The sequence below is a fragment of the Bradyrhizobium sp. BWC-3-1 genome, assembly GCF_032917965.1.
Lineage (GTDB): Bacteria > Pseudomonadota > Alphaproteobacteria > Rhizobiales > Xanthobacteraceae > Bradyrhizobium > Bradyrhizobium canariense_D.
This window is the reverse complement of the sequence record NZ_CP136625.1, coordinates 634,161-650,720: the sequence shown is the minus strand read 5'-3', so window position 1 is coordinate 650,720 and position 16,560 is coordinate 634,161. Positions and strand designations below refer to the sequence as shown.

At 64.8% G+C, this 16,560-nt stretch carries 17 protein-coding genes; 7 read left to right on the top strand and 10 right to left on the bottom strand.

Annotation, left to right across the window (positions count from 1 at the left end; translation table 11 throughout):
* Positions 1–17 precede the first annotated feature (17 nt).
* The 3 genes from RX329_RS03080 to RX329_RS03070 are packed head-to-tail and all read right to left on the bottom strand — an operon-like array spanning position 18 to position 2,598.
* Positions 18–389, bottom strand: coding sequence for a cupin domain-containing protein (locus tag RX329_RS03080; RefSeq protein WP_018452976.1), 372 nt, complete (start codon positions 387–389; stop codon positions 18–20).
* Between the two features lie 26 nt (positions 390–415).
* Complete coding sequence (locus RX329_RS03075) at positions 416–1,054, bottom strand: RraA family protein (RefSeq protein WP_085384087.1); 639 nt, start codon at positions 1,052–1,054, stop codon at positions 416–418.
* Between the two features lie 26 nt (positions 1,055–1,080).
* The gene (locus RX329_RS03070; protein ID WP_085358823.1) at positions 1,081–2,598 is read right to left on the bottom strand and encodes an AMP-binding protein; all 1,518 of its coding nucleotides are present in this window, start codon (positions 2,596–2,598) and stop codon (positions 1,081–1,083) included.
* 208 nt (positions 2,599–2,806) lie between these two features.
* Here RX329_RS03070 and RX329_RS03065 point away from each other — a divergent pair, with 208 nt between their 5' ends.
* Positions 2,807–3,439, top strand: a complete 633-nt coding sequence (locus RX329_RS03065) for a hypothetical protein (protein WP_085384088.1) — start codon at positions 2,807–2,809, stop codon at positions 3,437–3,439.
* A 117-nt stretch (positions 3,440–3,556) separates the two neighbouring features.
* On the opposite strand, the gene RX329_RS03060 is transcribed toward RX329_RS03065, so the two are convergent.
* Together RX329_RS03060 and RX329_RS03055 are read right to left on the bottom strand one after the other, a co-directional pair.
* Complete coding sequence (locus tag RX329_RS03060) at positions 3,557–3,772, bottom strand: hypothetical protein (protein ID WP_085358825.1); 216 nt, start codon at positions 3,770–3,772, stop codon at positions 3,557–3,559.
* A gap of 28 nt (positions 3,773–3,800) precedes the next feature.
* Positions 3,801–4,808, bottom strand: coding sequence for a 2-dehydropantoate 2-reductase (locus RX329_RS03055; RefSeq protein WP_085351619.1), 1,008 nt, complete (start codon positions 4,806–4,808; stop codon positions 3,801–3,803).
* A 158-nt stretch (positions 4,809–4,966) separates the two neighbouring features.
* On the opposite strand from RX329_RS03055, the gene RX329_RS03050 reads away from it, so the two are divergent.
* Both RX329_RS03050 and RX329_RS03045 read left to right on the top strand, forming a co-directional pair.
* Positions 4,967–5,548, top strand: a complete 582-nt coding sequence (locus tag RX329_RS03050; RefSeq protein ID WP_085384089.1) for a YidB family protein — start codon at positions 4,967–4,969, stop codon at positions 5,546–5,548.
* A gap of 30 nt (positions 5,549–5,578) precedes the next feature.
* Positions 5,579–5,851: a GlsB/YeaQ/YmgE family stress response membrane protein gene (locus RX329_RS03045; RefSeq protein WP_085384090.1), complete on the top strand. Its 273-nt coding sequence runs from the start codon at positions 5,579–5,581 to the stop codon at positions 5,849–5,851.
* A 183-nt stretch (positions 5,852–6,034) separates the two neighbouring features.
* Here the strand turns inward: RX329_RS03045 and RX329_RS03040 are convergent, their stop codons facing one another.
* The gene (locus tag RX329_RS03040) at positions 6,035–6,820 is read right to left on the bottom strand and encodes an SDR family NAD(P)-dependent oxidoreductase (protein ID WP_085358831.1); all 786 of its coding nucleotides are present in this window, start codon (positions 6,818–6,820) and stop codon (positions 6,035–6,037) included.
* A 238-nt stretch (positions 6,821–7,058) separates the two neighbouring features.
* Between RX329_RS03040 and RX329_RS03035 the strand changes: the two genes are divergently transcribed.
* The 3 genes from RX329_RS03035 to RX329_RS03025 are packed head-to-tail and all read left to right on the top strand — an operon-like array spanning position 7,059 to position 10,141.
* Positions 7,059–8,129 (top strand): acyl-CoA dehydrogenase family protein, encoded by a 1,071-nt coding sequence (locus RX329_RS03035; protein WP_085358868.1) that lies wholly within the window; start codon positions 7,059–7,061, stop codon positions 8,127–8,129.
* A gap of 17 nt (positions 8,130–8,146) precedes the next feature.
* Positions 8,147–9,307 carry an acyl-CoA dehydrogenase family protein gene (locus RX329_RS03030; protein WP_085351673.1) on the top strand — a complete coding sequence of 387 codons (1,161 nt, stop codon included), beginning with the start codon at positions 8,147–8,149 and terminating at the stop codon, positions 9,305–9,307.
* Positions 9,308–9,322: 15 nt separating this feature from the next.
* Entirely contained in the window at positions 9,323–10,141 is an 819-nt protein-coding gene (locus tag RX329_RS03025) for an enoyl-CoA hydratase/isomerase family protein (protein WP_018452966.1), read from the top strand.
* Between the two features lie 101 nt (positions 10,142–10,242).
* On the opposite strand, the gene RX329_RS03020 is transcribed toward RX329_RS03025, so the two are convergent.
* From RX329_RS03020 to RX329_RS03005, 4 genes are all read right to left on the bottom strand, one after another.
* The gene (locus RX329_RS03020; RefSeq protein ID WP_085358833.1) at positions 10,243–12,411 is read right to left on the bottom strand and encodes an acetate--CoA ligase family protein; all 2,169 of its coding nucleotides are present in this window, start codon (positions 12,409–12,411) and stop codon (positions 10,243–10,245) included.
* A gap of 79 nt (positions 12,412–12,490) precedes the next feature.
* On the bottom strand, positions 12,491–13,243 hold the full coding sequence (locus RX329_RS03015; RefSeq protein WP_026232430.1) for a hypothetical protein: 753 nt from the start codon (positions 13,241–13,243) through the stop codon (positions 12,491–12,493).
* Positions 13,244–13,245: 2 nt separating this feature from the next.
* On the bottom strand, positions 13,246–14,037 hold the full coding sequence (locus RX329_RS03010; protein WP_085351625.1) for an enoyl-CoA hydratase: 792 nt from the start codon (positions 14,035–14,037) through the stop codon (positions 13,246–13,248).
* A 134-nt stretch (positions 14,038–14,171) separates the two neighbouring features.
* Positions 14,172–15,377 carry an ABC transporter substrate-binding protein gene (locus tag RX329_RS03005; RefSeq protein WP_018452962.1) on the bottom strand — a complete coding sequence of 402 codons (1,206 nt, stop codon included), beginning with the start codon at positions 15,375–15,377 and terminating at the stop codon, positions 14,172–14,174.
* A 254-nt stretch (positions 15,378–15,631) separates the two neighbouring features.
* On the opposite strand from RX329_RS03005, the gene RX329_RS03000 reads away from it, so the two are divergent.
* Complete coding sequence (locus RX329_RS03000; RefSeq protein ID WP_018452961.1) at positions 15,632–16,471, top strand: thermonuclease family protein; 840 nt, start codon at positions 15,632–15,634, stop codon at positions 16,469–16,471.
* Positions 16,472–16,560: the final 89 nt, after the last annotated feature.

The following is a 16,560-nucleotide window of genomic DNA, read 5'->3' as shown; positions in this document are numbered from 1 at the left end:
TTTTGCTCTTTGGCGCTTTAAGTGGTCCCGAAACCGGATCCCGCTTTTCTGTATTCTGGCCGCGGCGGACTGAAGATGTCCAGCACGCGGGCGCCGTCGGGGCCGGCGCGCATGGTGTGCGGCACATTACCCGGCGTGCGCCAGAAGTCGCCTTTCTTCACGGCAATCTCCTCATCACCCTGGACGCGGATGGCGGAGCCGTCGAGCAGCACGCCCCACTGCTCCTCGGGATGATGGTGCAGCGTGCCTTGCGCATGCGGCGCCAGCGTCACCACCGACAGCATCGCCTGCTCGCCGGAGAAGATGCGCGTGGTCACCCCTGCCGCGAGCTCGCGAAACAACCCGTCGCCGTTATCGTCGAGATTGTGGAATTCGTCCTGCTGGCTCACGCCGCCCTCCTCTTCATTCTCGCTGATCAGGATTTGCCATACGAGCCTTGATAACGGCCCTCGCGGATCGCCTTCAGCGTCTCCTCCTCGCGCGCGACCTGGGCTCGCACGGCGTCGAGCAGCGCCGCGGCACCGGCGGCGGCAAACGACACCACGCCGTCCTCATCTCCGACGACGATGTCGCCGGGCGAGATCACGTTGCCGCCGATCGAAACAGGCACGTTGATCTCGCCGGGGCCGTTCTTGTAAGGGCCGCGGTGGATCACCGCGCGGGCATAGCAGGGAAAGTCATCGGCAGCGAACGCCGCGACGTCGCGGATCGCGCCGTCGATGACGTAGCCTTCGGCTTTGCGCCATTGCGCGATGTTCTTCATGATCTCACCGACCAGCGCGCGGGTCTCGTCGCCGCCGCCATCGACCACGATGACGTCGCCGGGGCCCACCAGCTCGAGCGCGCGGTGGATGGCGAGATTGTCACCGGGACGGGTGCGGACCGTGAAGGCCGTGCCCACCAGCTTGGCACCGCGATGATAGGGTTTGAGCCCCACGGCGCCCGGCAGCCGGCCGAGATTGTCCGAAATGACCGGGGTCGGCGCACCGCGAAAGCCCTCGATGATCGCGGCCGGCGGCTTCGGCACAGCGTTCGCGGCGATGGTGATGGTCATAATCTCGGTCCTTCCCATGAATTCTCTTAATCGGCGTCCGCCCGCGCCTTCGCCGGCCAAATCCGGAACGCGCGCCCCTCCTTCATCCACGCTGCGCGCTCGTCGCGCAACAGCGTGCGGCGAACTTTACCGGAATCGTCGCGTGGTGGGACGGTGACGATCTCGAAGCTCTCCGGGTGCTTGTAGCGGCTGAGCCTGTCTTTGAGGAAATCCGCCATTCCGTCGGCGATGGCTTGGCCGTCCGCATCGCTCTCCGGCTCGATGATGGCGTGCACGCGCTGGCCCAATTCCGGATCGGGCAATCCCACCACCACGCAGGAGCGCACGCCCGGACAGGCGGAGACGGCAGCTTCGACCTCGGCGGGATAGATGTTGGCGCCGCCGCGCAGCACCATGTCGGCGAGGCGGTCACCGAGATAAAGGTAGCCTTCCGCATCCAGCCTGCCGATATCGCCCAGCGATTCCCAGCCGTCGGCGCGGCGCTTCGGCTCGGCGCCGAGATAGTGATAGGTGGCGTCATTGCCGTCATTGTTGAGGAAGTAGATCTCGCCGGTCTCACCCGGCGCAACGTCGTTGCCGTCCTCGCCGATGATGCGCAAGCGCGCCGTCTCGCCGATCTTGCCGACCGAGCCCTGGTGCGTCAGCCATTCCTTGCCGGAGATGATGCAGGAGCCCTGTCGCTCGGTGCCGCCATAGAGCTCCCAGATCCGCTCAGGCCCGAGCCAGGCGATCCAGTTCTCCTTCAGCCAGGGTGGCATCGGAGCGGCCATGTGAAAGACGGTTTGCAGGCTCGACACATCGTAGGCGTTGCGCACGTGCTCCGGCAGCGCCCAGATCCGGTGCATCATGGTCGGCACGAAATTGACCCATTGCACGCGCTCGCGCGCGATTTGCCGCAGCGCCTCCTCGGCGTCGAACTTGACGAGGCCGGTGAGCTGGCCGCCGGTGAACAGCGCCTGGTGCGACACGATGAACGGCGCATTGTGGTAGAGCGGACCGGGATTGAGCAGCGAGACCCCGAAGGGGATGTTGAGCGGCGGCGTGGCGACCGTGTCGGTCACCGCCGGCTGGTGATCGAGGATCACCTTCGGGCGGCCGGTCGATCCGCCGCTGGTCATGGCTTTCCAATAGCGCGCCACCGGTGCGGTGAGCGGCTCGTCCGAAAACCCTTCCGGCACGAAATCCGCGGGCAGACGGTTCGGCGCGTTCCAGTCGGCTTCGCCGCCGACCACCAGCGCCGGCTTCAGGATGTCGAGCACCGCGGCGGCTTCGCCGCGCGGCAGCCGCCATGACAACGAGGTCGGCGTCGCTCCGCATTTCCACACTGCAAACGAGGTCTCGAAAAACGCATTGCAGTTGGGCAAACCGATCGCGACAAAGTCGCCGGGCTTGACACCCTTGGCCATGAACGCCCGCGCGCGCCGGTTGGCGCCGCGTTCGAGCGCGTCCCATGTCAGCGTATCCTGCCCGTGACGGACGGCGATCGTGCCTTGCGGTTTGCGTTCGGCGTACCAGCGCGGCACATCGGACAGGGGCAGCAGCATCAGGCGTTTCCACTTCGTATTCTTGGCGTCGCCGATGAGGCGAGCGCAGGATGAAGTGACGCTGTGACTCCTGCGCCACGTCAAGCAAAAAATGTCAGCATCACAGCCATGAAATTCCCGGGTTCCATGGGTGACAAGCAGGCCATAAAGGGGCAAAAATCAGCCCGACTCAGTTCGGGTTGAGTTTTGCAAGGAATGCTCTCGTAGAATGTCGGACGTAGTTGCATCGCATCGTGCGGCGCTGGTCGTTGCCGCAGCAGGATTTTTCCTGCTGGCGCCGTCGCATGCCCAGGCACAATGGTGGAAGCGCGCGCCTGTTGACTTCGAGGCCTGCGCCGACGCCGCCGAGAAAGCTACGACCAAATCCGAGAAGACGGCTGCGCTTGCCGACTGCAACGCCAAATTCGCCGGCCGGCGCAAGGCGGGCGGCGGCTATTCCTATTACGATTTCCTCCAGGACCGCAGCTTCGACATCGCCGGGCCCAATCCGACGCCGGAGGAGCAGAAGAAGATCGACGAATCCTACACCGCCTATCTCGCCAATCAGCGCCGCAGCAATGAAGCCGCGCAGGCCACCGCGCGCCAGCAGCGCGAGCAGCAGGAACAACAGGTGCAGCAGCTCCAGCGGGTCGCGTTGCGAACCGAGGTCGAGCGCGTGCCCGTGCCGGTCGAGCGGCCGAAAGTCCAGCAGGCCGCCATCGGCGACGCGCGGCCGCGGCCGAAGGGCACACCCTGCACCAAGGGCTCGTTCTCCTGCGAATGGCCGCGGCTGTCGGATGGATTGAACGACATCAAGAAGCTGTTCAGCCCGACGCCGAGCAAGCCCGCGAAGAAGGGCTGAGCTGCGCCGCCGTCATTGCGAGCGCAGCGAAGCAATCCAGCATCTCTCCGCGGAGGCAGTCTGGATTGCTTCGCTACGCTCGCAATGACGAACTGGGCGGGGATCCGTCTCCTAGCCTCAGTTCGTGTGCTTCTTCTTGCTGCGCTTCGGTTGAGCAACCGGCGCATTCACCGGCGCCGTTGTTGTCGGTGAACTACCCAACTGCGAACGACTCTCCTTCAGGCGCGCGTCATAGCCGGGCGAATTCGTGACGGTCGGCGGCCTTGCCTGAGCAAACGTGGAAGCTGCACATAAGGCGGCGAGCACGACCCCGACCGTCAAACAACGTTTCATCGCACGTCTCCCGTCAGCCGGCGTGAACTCATGCAGCGCCGCGAACCTGCTGCGGCGTCAGCCGCGGCGGACCCTTGCCCGCGGCCTCAGCCTCGTTGATCAGCGCAACAATGCGGCGCGACAGCGGCACGTCGACACTGTTCTGTTCGGCGAGGGCGATGATCGCGCCCTGGAGATAGTCGATCTCGGTCTTGCGGCCCTGCTTCAAATCCTGCCACATCGAGGAACGCGCCTCGGGATCGATCTTCATGGTCCTTCCCAGGATCAGGTCGAAAATCGGATCAGGCAGTCTCAGCAAGGCGGGCGTCCAGGACGACGGGATCGGCGTCGCCGACACCGGTGTGATGCCGGCGGCCCTCATCGCAGCCAGCCCCTCCACCATCTGATCGGCGAACAGCCTTCGCCATTCGCGGTTCGCCAATTGCGCAGCGAGCGGCATATCGGACAAGGCGCTGAGCGCGTTGTTCAAATTGATGATCAGCTTGCCCCATTGCACGCCGGTGATGTCGCGGCTCGCGCGCATCGTGAGCCCCGGCACCGACAGCGCTGCGGCCGTGTTCGTATCATCTTGGCCAACATGAATGTCGCCGGAGGTCGAGCGGTGGAAGCGGCCCTCGCCCATCCCGACCACGTTGAAAGGCACCATGCCGGCGAGCACGCGGCGATCGCCGAGGCGCTCGCGCAACACCGCGACATTGCCGACACCGTTTTGCAGCGAGACGATGACAGCGTCCTGCGGCGCATGCTGCGCGATGTGCTCGGCGACAGCGGCCGTGTCGGCGCTCTTCACCGTGACCAGCACGATGCCGGCGCTGTGCAAGATCGCGGGATCTTCCGATAGCGCGAGTTGGCCCGGATCGAGCTTCTTCTCGGAGCCGTCGAAATCGGTCAGAAGCAGACCGAACCGCTCGATCTCGGCCTTCACCCGCGGTCGCACCAGGAACGCGACGCGGCGACCGGCAGCCGCCAGGGTGCCGCCGACGAAACATCCGATGGCGCCCGCGCCGGCCACCACGATCGGTCGATCCGTCATCATCTTGGCTTGCCCCCTCAACGATCCGCCCTCGATAGCAGAGGCTGTGTCTGCTGCCCATTCCCGGAGTTGCGGCGCAATCGCCTTGTAACCGTCATGACGGCCTCATATGTTTTCGAACGGGGCTTGTTACCGGCAACAAAGCGCCAAGGGAGAACGCCATGGGTTTGCTCGACGTCCTCAACGGCATGCAGAACGGCCCGCGCGGGCCAAGCACGCCGAGTTCACAATCCTCATCCAGCGGCGGCATGTCGCCCATGACCATGGCGCTGCTTGGCCTGCTCGCCTGGAAGGCATTCAAGCATATGAGCGGCAACCAGAGCGGCAGCGCGCCGCAGCCGTCCCCCGCACCGACGCCGACGCATCTCCCCCCGCCGGTGAATGCGGGCGCTGGCGGTGGCCTCGGCGACCTGTTGAAGGGCGGCCTTGGCGGCCTGCTCGCGGGCGGCGCGGCCGGCAGCGTGCTCAGCGGCGGGCTCGGCGATCTCCTCAACCAGCTTCAGCAGGGCGGTCATGGCGATACTGCCAATACTTGGGTCGGCAAGGGCGAGAACAAGGCGATCGCTCCAGGCGATCTCGCCAATGCGCTCGGCGCCGACCAGATCGAGAGCCTGTCCGCCCAAAGCGGCCTGTCGCGTGACGAGTTGCTCTCGGGCCTCAGCCAATATCTGCCGCAGGTGGTCGACCATCTGACGCCGGACGGACGGCTGCCGACCGAGCAAGAGATCGCGGGCAGAGTCTGATTGGTTTAGTCAAACGAGGGGAGCACGGACATGAGCATGGGTGGCTTGTTGTGGATCATCGTCGTCGGCTTCGTCGCCGGCCTCATCGCGCGTTGGCTGGCGCCGGGACCGAACAATCCGAGCGGCTTCATCCTCACCACCATCCTCGGCATCGCCGGCGCGTTTCTCGCGACCTTCATCGGCCAGGCCATCGGTCATTACGGCCCCGACCAGGGTGCAGGATTCATCATGGCCACCATCGGCGCCGTGGTGGTGCTGTTCATCTGGCACCGGCTGGTGGCGAGCGGCGTGATCAAGGGGTGACGCTTCAAAACGCGGAAAGCGGCACACCGCCACCTCATCGTCATGCCCGGGCTTGACCCGGGCATCCACGTTTTTTGATCCGCGCGGCGACACGTGGATGGCCGGGTCAAGCCCGGCCATGACGTGGAGAGAGCGGAGGCCGGGTCAAGCCCGGCGACGACGTGGAGAGAATGTGCCGCGCGATCACGTCACCAAATGCATCCCCGCATCCATGCGCACGACTTCGCCGGTCATGTTGCTGGAGGCCGGCATCGCCAGGAAACAGACGAGCTGCGCGATGTCTTCCGCCGATGACGCGACCTTCAGCGGCACCTTCGCCACGACGCTGTCGCGCACCTGCTTGGCGCCCGCCTCGCCGCGGCCCTTGGTGAACCAGGGTGTATCGATATAGCCCGGGCATACCGTGTTGACGCGGATCAGCGGCGCCAGCGCGCGCGACAGCGACAGCGTCATGGTGTTGAGCGCGCCCTTGCTCGCGGCGTATGCGATCGACGATCCGACGCCGCTGATGCCGGCGACCGAGGAGATGTTGACCACGGCGGACGGCCGCCCAGAAGCTTTGGCGCCGGCCTCGAGCAGGCTGCGCGCCGCGCGCACCATCTGGAACGGGCCGATGGTGTTGACGCCGTACAGGCGCTGGAAATCTTCCGCCGACAATCCGTCGAGATCGGCATGGACGACATGCTTGGTGGTGCCGGCATTGTTGACGAGCACGTCGAGCCGGCCCCAGCCGCCAGCTGCCGCGACGATCTTGCGGCAATCGTCATCCTTCGAGACGTCGCCCTGCGCGACCAGAACTTCCGGTGAGCCCGCCTTGCGGCAATGCTCCGCGGTCGCCTCCGCTTCCTTCTGGCTCGAGGAATAGTTGATGACGAGCCGCGCCCCGCTCCGTGCGAGAATTTCCGCGGTCGCAGCACCCAGGCCGGAGGCGGACCCCGTCACGATTGCGCACAAACTGTCCTTTGCCATCCGGATTTCCTTCCCCTTGATTGAGTATCGACGTTCTGTTTAGCGAGTTTGCCGCGCCCTGCAAATCGAGCAAACTCCGCTAAGCGGAATTAGCTCATCGCCCATGCCCGCGCCGCAGGTTGACCTGCGATCAGCGCTTGTCAGGGCCATGGCTTTTTTGGATCATCGGGCGCAAGAAGAACCTGCGCGCCCGCCCCACTGGGGCCGGATGCGCCAATGGCAAAACACGGGGAACGCTGTGGCGGAAAGTGACAATATCGTCGTCGAGACCGCGGAGAAAATCTTCGCCGATCTCGCCGATCCGCAGACCGTCAACAACGACAAGAAGGATTCGTGGCAGGCGCCGCTGTGGCAGGCGCTGAGCGAGGCCGGCCTGCCGCTGGCCTGGGTGCCCGACGATCTCGGCGGCTCCGGCGCGAGTCTGGCCGACGGCTTTGCGCTGCTGAACGCGGCCGGCCGTTTCGCAGTCGCGGTTCCCCTGGCCGAGACCATGCTGGCCGGCTGGCTGCTGGCGCAGGCGAAGATCGCTTCCCCGGAGGGGGAGATGACGGTGCTGCCGGCGTCGCCCAAGGATCGCATCACCCGCGATGCCGATGGTGCGCTCTCCGGCCGCGCCCGCGGCGTGCCCTTCGCAAAGGCGGCAAAGCACTTCGCACTGCTGGCCCACGGCAAGGACGGCGTCGCGGTCGCGCTGGTCGATGCGAGCAAGGGTCGGATCGAGACCGGACTCAATGTCGGCTACGACCACAGCGACACCGTCACGCTCGACAAGGTCCAGCCCGTCACCATCAAGCCCGCCCCGAGCGGCTTTGACCAGACCACAATGATGCTGATGGGCGGCGTCGCGCGTAGCCTTCAGATCGCGGGCGCGCTGGAATCGATGCTCGACATCTCCGTGCGCTATTCCAACGAGCGCGTCGCCTTCGAGAAGAAAATCTCCAAATTCCAGGCGGTGCAGCACAATCTCGCCCGCCTCGCCGGCGAGTCGGCTGCTGCGCTTGCGGCTGCGACTTCCGCGGCCGACGCCATCGCCAACGCCAACGCAAAGTCGTTCGATGACGCGGTCTATCTCGAAGCCGCCTCCGCAAAGATCCGCTGCGCGGAAGCTGCGGAAAAGGGCGGCGCCATTGCGCACCAGGTCCATGGCGCGATCGGCTTCACCCTGGAGCACATCCTGCACCGCTATTCGCTGCGGGCGCTTGCCTGGCGCGACGATTTCGGTTCGGAAAGCCACTGGGCCGTCGAGCTCGGCAAGCTCATTGCCAACCGCGGCGCCGACGAATTGTGGCCGCTCGTGGCTTCGCGCTGATCAGGGACGAGACAACAATGACCGCTGCCCTCCGTTTCGATCCGATCCGCCTGCCCGAGAAATGCGAGCAATTGCGCAAGGAAGTACGCGCCTTCCTCGCGGAGGAAATCGCCGCCGGTACCTTCGATCCGCACAAGCCCAACCGCGAAGACACCGACGCGCCGGAATTCTCCCGCCGGGTCGGCGCCAAGGGTTGGCTCGGCATGACATGGCCGAAAAAATATGGCGGCCAGGAGCGCTCGTTCCTCGAACGTTACGTGGTGACGGAGGAGATGCGCGTCGCCAACGCGCCGACGCGGCGCTTCTTCGTCGCCGATCGCCAGAGCGGGCCGGTGCTGCTGAAATACGCCCCAGAGCACATCAAGATGGACATCCTGCCGCGCATCTGCCGCGGCGAGATCTGCTTCGCGATCGGCATGAGCGAACCGAACTCCGGCTCGGACCTGTTTGCCGCGAAGACCCGCGCGACCAAGACCGACGGCGGCTATCTCATCAATGGCACCAAGATCTGGACCTCGTCGGCGCATATCGCCGACTACATGATCGCGATCTTCCGGACGTCGCAGCCGACCAAGGAAAACCGACGTCACGGCCTGACCCAGTTTCTGGTCAAGATGAAGCAGCCGGGCATCCAGGTGAACCCGATCGGCCAGATCACCGGCCAGTACGAGTTCAACGAGGTCGTGTTCACCGACTTCTTCGTGCCCGACGATCACGTGCTCGGCGAAGTCGACGGCGCCTGGAAGCAGGCGACGAGCGAGCTTGCCTACGAGCGTTCGGGCCCCGAGCGCTTTCTGGAGACCTATTACGTGCTGACCGAGCTGGTTCGCGCCGTTGGTCCCAATCCGGATACGCGCAGTGCCGAAGGGATCGGCCGGCTGGTGGCGCAGCTCCACACCATGCGGCGCATGTCGGTCTCGGTCGCGGGCATGCTGCAAGCCGGCAAGGAGCCCGTCGTCGAAGCCTCCATCGTCAAGGACATCGGCACGGTGTGGGAGCAGCAGCTGCCGCACCGCGTGCGCGATCTCGCCGCCTTCGTCGAGGAGACCGCGACCAACCGCGAGACGCTGGAGCGGCAGCTCGACTTCGCCATCAAGACCGCACCGAAACTCACCATCCAGGGCGGCACCACCGAGGTGCTGCGCGGCATCATCGCCCGCGGGCTTGGCTTGCGCTAATCATTCGAGGACATCATGAGCACCTATAAAGATATCGGCGTCGAAAAAGTTGGTCACGTCGGCACCATCGAGATCCGCCGCCCGCCGCTCAACTTCTTCGACATTTCGCTGATCAACCAGATCGCGGACGCACTCGACGAGTTCGATCGCGACATCGAGATTCGCGCCTCGGTGCTATCGGCCCAGGGCAAGGCGTTTTGCGCCGGCGCCAATTTCCAGGACCCGGCACGACAGGCGCAAGAGGCGCGCGAAGCCGATAAGACGGCCAAGGGCGATCCGGCCGATAGCCTCGGGGCGATCAATCATCTCTACATCCAGGCCGTGCGCATCTTCCGCGCCAAGAAGCCGATCGTCGCCGCCGTGCAGGGCGCCGCCATCGGCGGCGGATTGGGCCTCGCGGTCTCGGCGGACTTCCGGGTCACCTGCCCCGAAGCGCGCTTCTCCGCGAACTTTACAAAGCTCGGCTTTCATCCCGGCTTCGGCCTGACTGTGACGCTGCCCGAGCTGATCGGAAAGAACAACGCCGAGCTGATGTTCTACACCAGCCGCCGCGTCACCGGTGAAGAGGCCTTCAAATGGGGCCTCGCCAACGAGCTGGTGCCGCAGGACCAGGTCAAGGCGGCCGCACTGAAGCTCGCCGGCGAAATCGCCGAATGCTCCCCGCTCGGCCTCGTCTCCACCCGCGCCACGATGCGCGCTGGCCTCGCCGACCGCGTGATGGCCGCGACCAATCACGAGCTCGAGGAGCAGACCCGGCTGCGCGCGACGGAAGACTTCAAGGAAGGCGTGAAGGCCACGGAAGAGCGGCGGGTGGCGAATTTCAGGGGGCGGTAGCTCCTTTCTTCCTTCTCCCCTTGTGGGAGAAGGTGGCGCGAAGCGCCGGATGAGGGGTTGTCTCCGCAAGCCATTCTCTTGCGCTTGTGGAGAGAGACCCCTCACCCGTCTCGCCGCTTCGCGGCGAGCCACCCTCTCCCACAAGGGGAGAGGGATGATCTCCGCCCCACCACCAGCGCGTCCACGATCGTCACGCCCTGCCCTTCCGCGTGCACCAGCACCGGGTTGAGCTCGATCTCCGCGATCTCCTCTGCATGTTGCGCGGCAAGCACGGAAATGTCCGCGATCAACTGCGACACCGCCGCAACATCCGCCATCGCCGCCCCGCGAAATCCCGTCAGCAGCGGCGCGGCTTTCAAGCGCGCCAGCATCGTGCCGGCTTCTTCTGCGCTGACCGGCGCCGGGCGGTAGACGACGTCGCGGAACAATTCGGTCGTGATGCCGCCAAGGCCCACCATCACCATCGGCCCGAACGTCGCGTCTGTCATGGTGCCGATGATGATCTCGACACCCTGCTTCGCCATCGGGCAGACCAGCACGCCCTGAATGGCCGCCTCAGGCCTGTGCTGGCGCACATTGTTGAGCAGCGCCTCGAACGCCAGAAACGCTTCGCCCTTTGTGGTGATATTGACGCGCACGCCGCCGACCTCGCTCTTGTGCGCGATGTCCGGCGACTGGATCTTCAGCACCAGCGGAAAGCCGACGCGGGCGACGGCATCATCGAGCTCGCCCTTGTCCTTCACCAGCACTTCATCCGGCAGCGCGATGCCGGCGGCGCGGAGCAATGTCTTGCTGTCGGCTTCCGAGAGCGCAGGCGATTTCAGCTGTGCTGAGATGTCTCGCGCGGGGACTTGCGCCCCGTCCGCGGGCTTCCGCAGCTCGAAGGTGGCATAATCGACGAGCTGCCGCATCGCGACGCCGACATAAGTGAGGCCGGAGAGCACCACGACGCCGGATTTGGCAAGCTCGCGCCGCGCGAAATCGGACGGTACCGTGTAGGAATAGAACACCACCGGCTTGTGCTGCGCGGCCAGCACCGGCGTCAGCTCGGCTTCCTTGAAGGGCTTCCGGACGTCGCTCGACAGCGACAGCACGATCAGGATTGCGTCGATCTCGTCCGACGCGGTGAGCACATCGACGCTCTTTTGCAAGCCGCCCGAGGTCACGCCCTGCGCCGTGACGTCGATCGGGTTGCGCGCGGTGCCGTAGGACGGCATCAGCGCGCTGATCTCCGCCTGGACTTTTTCGGAGAGCTCCGGCACCTGCAAGCCTTGCAGCGCCACGGCATCGGCGCCCCAGATGCCGGCGCCGCCGGAGACGGTGACCACGGCGACGCGATCGCCTTTCGGCAACGGATTGGTCGCAAGCACAGCTGCGATCGTCAGCGCCTCGTCGAGATCGTTGGAGACGATGAAGCCATATTTGGCGAACACCGCGTCGTAGGCCGCCGACCATCCGGCCATGCTCGCGGTGTGCGAGGCGGCCGCGCGCATCCCGGCGCCGGAGCGGCCGACCTTCGTGACGATGACAGGCTTTTTCAGTTCGGCGGCGCGCCGCGCTGCCGCGAGAAACTTGTCGACGTCGCGAATGCCTTCGATGAACAGCAGGATCACGTCCGTTGAAGCGTCCTGCACCATGTAATCCAGAAACTCGCCGGCCCCGAGATCGGATTCGTTGCCGGCACTGACGACATAGCTCACGGCAATGCCGAGCGCACTGGCGCGGTGATAATACGCAAAGCCGATGCCGCCGCTCTGCGCCACGATGCCGATCCGCTTCGTCGTGGCGACCAGCGGCACCACGCTCGGCTTGACGTCCACGGCGGGACTGAACGTCGCCGCCACGCGCTGCTTCTGGCTGAAAAAGCCTTCGGCATTCGGACCGGAAATCCGCATGCCGGTGCGCCTCGCCAGCGCCGCGATCGCGTCCTGCATCGCCGCGCTCTCCCCGCCCTCCTCGGCGAAGCCGGAGGAGATGATAACAGCGTTCTTCACGCCGGCGGCGGCGCATTGTTCGAGCGCGGCGAGCACCGCGCGGGCGGGGATGAGGATGATTGCGAGATCGACCGGCGCGCCGATGTCGGTGATCGATTTGTAGCAAATGAGGCCGTCGATCTCGGCGTAGTTCGGGTTCACCGGATAGATTTTTCCGGGATACTCGTTCTTGCGCAACATCGACAGCAGGCGCCCCGGAATCTTCTCGTGATCGCGCGAAGCACCGATCAGCGCGATGCTGGCGGGTGCAAAGAAGCTGTCGAGCGGATGCGGCATGTGCAGATTCCAATTGTCGGTCTGGCGCTACCCCCGTCATGGCCGGGCCTGACGACACAACGAGAACTAGCGCAAGTGGTCAAGCAGCGAGCCGAAATGTCACGCCGCTCAGCAGAAACTCATTGCCCGCCACCGCGAGCCCCTTGGCCTTGGCGGCATGCAGCACCTGGGCCACATCTGTCACCTGAAACTCCAGCGCGCTCATGATTTCGCTGGCGCCCTTCACGAACCGGAAGGTCGCGTTGGTCAGCTTCAGTTCGACATCGCCACTCGGCGCCACGCCGATGAGCTTGCCCCAATGCTCGGCCAGCCCTTGCGGGTCCGGGCTCTGTATTTCCACGCTCGTCAACGCCTGCGTCACGTCCTTGCGGATGAATTTATGCCAGTCTGGCCCCGCTGGCGGATAAGGCCCCAAAATGTCGTCGCTGCCTTCGGTGTGGTTGAACTCGATGAAGGCGGCGCGACAGTCGCGGGGATGGAGCTGCACGCCGTGATAGGGCGCGTGGTCGATCACGTTGGCGGTGCGCACGCCCAGAGCGTTGGCGTTACGGCCGCGCTCGTCGGGATCGTTGCAGCAGAAGATCGCCATGTAGCCGCCGCGGCCGCCGCTCTTCTCGATGAAGCGGCCGGCCGTGGTGCCCTCCTTGAACGGCGCGACCACCTCCAGCAGGATCGTGTCGACCGGCAGCAGCGCGTTCTCCAGGCCGTATTTCGCGACGTTGCCGTCGCGGTAGCAGACAGCGAGGCCCATGATGTCAGCGATATCCGCGATCACGGGCGCGAGCTGCGGCGCGACCAGGCAGATCTGCCGCAACCGCATATAGGGCGCCATCGTCATGCGCCCTTGAAGGTCGGCTTGCGCTTCTCGACGAACGCCTTTGCGGCCTCCTTGTGATCCTCGGTATCGCTGCAGCGGGTGTGATGGATCGCCTCGCCGTCGAAGCAATCCTCCAGCGCGAGATGCTCGGCATTGTTGATGTTGCGCTTGATGAAGCCAAGCGCGATCGACGGGCCCTGCGCCAGCGACAGTGCGAGCTCGTGCGCGGCCGTATCGATCTCGGCGTCGGGAACAACCTTGGTCACCATGCCGATCGCATGTGCTTCCTTCGCGGTCAGCACCGGCGAGGTCAGATAGAGCTCGCGCGCCCGCGCACTGCCGAGCAGCTGGGTGAGGAAATAGGTGCCGCCGTAATCGCCGGAGAAGCCGACTTTTGCGAAGGCGGTGGTGATCTTGCAGGATTCGGAAGCGACGCGGAGGTCACACGACAGCGCCATCGACAGACCCGCGCCGGCGGCAGCTCCATCGAGCTGTGCCACCACGGGCTTTGGCATCTGGTGCAGGATACGCGACACTTCCATGCCGCGGCGCAGGTTCGCCATTTTCACTTCGAACGGCAGCGGCGCCCGGCCCTCCGCCATCGACTTGACGTCGCCGCCGACGCAGAAGGAGCCGCCCGCGCCCTTGAACAAGACCGCGCGCACCTCCGGATCATCCGCCGCGCGCCGTGCCGCCACGACCAGCCCGGCCACCATGTCCGGGTTGAGCGCGTTCTTGCGCTCGGGCCGGTTCATGGTGATGGTGAGCAGCCCGCCTTCGAGCTTCTGCAGGACCATGTCGTTGCTCATGGGACGTCTCCCTTGTTGTTGTTTGCTTCGGTCTATCGACGCTCGTCATTGCGAGCGAAGCGAAGCAATCCAGAGATGTTTCCGCGGAGACAGTCTGGATTGCTTCGTCGCTTCGTTCCTCGCAATGACGGTGTTTATTTCTTCACCAACGGGCAGCGCGACTGCTCCAGCGACTGGAACGCCTCGCTGCCGGGCACGGTGGCGAGCAGCTTGTAGTCGTCCCAGCGGCCCTTGGATTCCGACGGCTTCTTGACCTCGAACAGGTACATGTCGTGCAGCATGCGGCCGTCCTCGCGGATCTTGCCGTTCTTGGCGAAGAAGTCGTTGATCGGCGTCTCCTTCATCACTTTCATCACCGTCGCAGCGTCGGTCGTGCCGGCTGCCTTCACCGCTTTCAGATAGTGAGTCACGGACGAATAGACACCAGCTTGCGCCGAGGTCGGCGGCCGCTTCATACGCTCCTGGAAGCGCTTCGAGAACGCGCGGGTGTCATCGTTGAGATCCCAGTAGAAGGCTTCCGCCAGCAACAGGCCCTGCGCGGTCTCGAGTCCGATGGAGTCGATATCGGTCACGAAGGCGAGCAGCGGCGAGACCTTCTGGCCGCCCTTGGTGATGCCGAACTCGGCCGCCTGCTTGATGGCGTTGACGGTGTCGCCGCCGGCATTCGCAAGCCCGATCACCTTGGCTTTCGAGGCTTGGGCCTGGAGCAGGAACGACGAGAAATCCGACGTGTTGAGCGGATGGCGCACGCTGCCGAGCACCTTGCCGCCGGTCTTGGTCACGACGGCGCTGGTGTCCTTTTCCAGATCCTGGCCGAAGGCGTAGTCGGCGGTGAGGAAGTACCAAGTGTCGAGGCCCGACTTCACGGCCGCAAGGCCGGTCACATTGGCCTGACCGTAGGTGTCGAACACGTAGTGAATGGTATAGGGACCGCAGGCCTCGTTGGTGAGGCGGATCGAGCCCGGGCCGTTGAACATGATGATCTTGTTGCGCGCTTTCGCGATCTCGCCGGCGGCGAGCGCGGTCGCGGAGGCCGCGACGTCATAGATCATTTCGACGCCCTGATTGTCGAGCATGTCGCGGGCGATATTGGCGGAGAGATCGGCCTTGTTCTGATGGTCGGCAGCCAGCACCTGGATCTTGCGGCCGAGCACCTCACCGCCAAAGTCCTCCACGGCCATCTTGGCCGCGGTCTCGCTGCCGGGGCCGGTGATGTCGGCATAAAGGCTCGACATGTCGAGGATGCCGCCGATCTTCAGTGGCGGCTTGTCCTGGGCCTGCACGGCGCTCGCGCTCAGCGCCAACGCAGCGGCAAAAATGCCCGACAAAACATGCTTCATCGAAAAGACCTCCCTTATCGCGCCGTACTCTGATGGCGGCTTGGTTATTGCTGTTACCGCAATCATGCCGCATGCGCGACAGCGCAGCAAGCGCACGGGACGATGCAGATGAACGATCAACACGCGCTTTCCGCAAAGCGGAATGACGAGATGCGGAAGAGTGCCTCCGCCGTCATTGCGAGCGCAGCGAAGCAATCCAGGATCTTTCCTCGGAGGGACTCTGGATTGCTTCCCTGCGCTCGCAATGACGGAGTATGAACAAACAGTCTTCGCGCCCCACCGCGCTTGAGTTATGGTTGGAGCGCAACGCAACCTTTCCGGGCAACGTGACGCGACTGCTTCATCTCATCGTCGCATGTCTTCTGGTCGCGGCTCGCGGTGCGTCCGCCACGCCGTGCCAGTTCGAGTCCCAGGGCGAAGGCCGCGTCACCGCGATCGATGCGCGCAGTCTGCGTCTCGATGACGGCCGGGAAATCCGCTTGACCGGCATCGAGCCGACCGCAACCACGAAGCAGGCGCTGACGACGCTGCTCGTCGGTCGCGACGTTATTTTGCGCAGCGCCGACGACACGCCCGACCGCTATGGCCGCCAGGGCGCGCTGGTCTTTGTCGGCGAGAGCGACATCTCCGTGCAGGCGACGCTCCTCGCCGAGGGCGACGCCATCGTCTCCGCCGAGATCGCCGATAAGGACTGCGCGGCCGCCCTGATGGCGGCGGAGGCCGAGGCAAGGCGCCAAAAAAAGGGCAGCTGGGCTGACCTGTCGGCCATAAAAAACGCGGAAAGTCCGGACGATATTTTGGCGGGGATCGGGCGTTTTGTGGTGGTCGAGGGCAAAGTCCTGTCGGTCCGGCAAGCTGGGGCAATGACCTACCTCAACTTCGGACGAAACTGGACACGCGGCTTCGCCGTGACTATTTCAAAGCGCATGATACCCGCGTTCGAAAGCGCCGGGATCGCCCTTAAGTCTCTGGAAAATAAGCGTATTCGTGTCAGGGGCTGGGCTGAGGGGAATACGGGGCCGCGTATCGATGTACGCCTCGTGGGACAAATCGAGTTGCTGGGCGCAAACGAGCCGACAGGGGTAAGGCCCTAAAAAGGGCCAGGCACGGGTTAAGCGACGTGAATGGGGTGCTAGGACGGCACGGACGAGGTGAACGCCGCCGCCTGCGGGCAGCGCCGGCT

Excerpts from the sequence above, each read along its gene's own strand:
- RX329_RS03075 (WP_085384087.1), bottom strand. The coding sequence starts at position 1,054 with ATGACCATCACCATCGCCGCGAACGCTGTGCCGAAGCCGCCGGCCGCG.
- RX329_RS03070 (WP_085358823.1), bottom strand. The coding sequence starts at position 2,598 with ATGCTGCTGCCCCTGTCCGATGTGCCGCGCTGGTACGCCGAACGCAAA.
- RX329_RS03065 (WP_085384088.1), top strand. The coding sequence starts at position 2,807 with ATGTCGGACGTAGTTGCATCGCATCGTGCGGCGCTGGTCGTTGCCGCA.
- RX329_RS03060 (WP_085358825.1), bottom strand. The coding sequence starts at position 3,772 with ATGAAACGTTGTTTGACGGTCGGGGTCGTGCTCGCCGCCTTATGTGCA.
- RX329_RS03055 (WP_085351619.1), bottom strand. The coding sequence starts at position 4,808 with ATGATGACGGATCGACCGATCGTGGTGGCCGGCGCGGGCGCCATCGGA.
- RX329_RS03050 (WP_085384089.1), top strand. The coding sequence starts at position 4,967 with ATGGGTTTGCTCGACGTCCTCAACGGCATGCAGAACGGCCCGCGCGGG.
- RX329_RS03045 (WP_085384090.1), top strand. The coding sequence starts at position 5,579 with ATGAGCATGGGTGGCTTGTTGTGGATCATCGTCGTCGGCTTCGTCGCC.
- RX329_RS03040 (WP_085358831.1), bottom strand. The coding sequence starts at position 6,820 with ATGGCAAAGGACAGTTTGTGCGCAATCGTGACGGGGTCCGCCTCCGGC.
- RX329_RS03030 (WP_085351673.1), top strand. The coding sequence starts at position 8,147 with ATGACCGCTGCCCTCCGTTTCGATCCGATCCGCCTGCCCGAGAAATGC.
- RX329_RS03025 (WP_018452966.1), top strand. The coding sequence starts at position 9,323 with ATGAGCACCTATAAAGATATCGGCGTCGAAAAAGTTGGTCACGTCGGC.
- RX329_RS03020 (WP_085358833.1), bottom strand. The coding sequence starts at position 12,411 with ATGCCGCATCCGCTCGACAGCTTCTTTGCACCCGCCAGCATCGCGCTG.
- RX329_RS03015 (WP_026232430.1), bottom strand. The coding sequence starts at position 13,243 with ATGGCGCCCTATATGCGGTTGCGGCAGATCTGCCTGGTCGCGCCGCAG.
- RX329_RS03010 (WP_085351625.1), bottom strand. The coding sequence starts at position 14,037 with ATGAGCAACGACATGGTCCTGCAGAAGCTCGAAGGCGGGCTGCTCACC.
- RX329_RS03005 (WP_018452962.1), bottom strand. The coding sequence starts at position 15,377 with ATGAAGCATGTTTTGTCGGGCATTTTTGCCGCTGCGTTGGCGCTGAGC.
- RX329_RS03000 (WP_018452961.1), top strand. The coding sequence starts at position 15,632 with ATGAACAAACAGTCTTCGCGCCCCACCGCGCTTGAGTTATGGTTGGAG.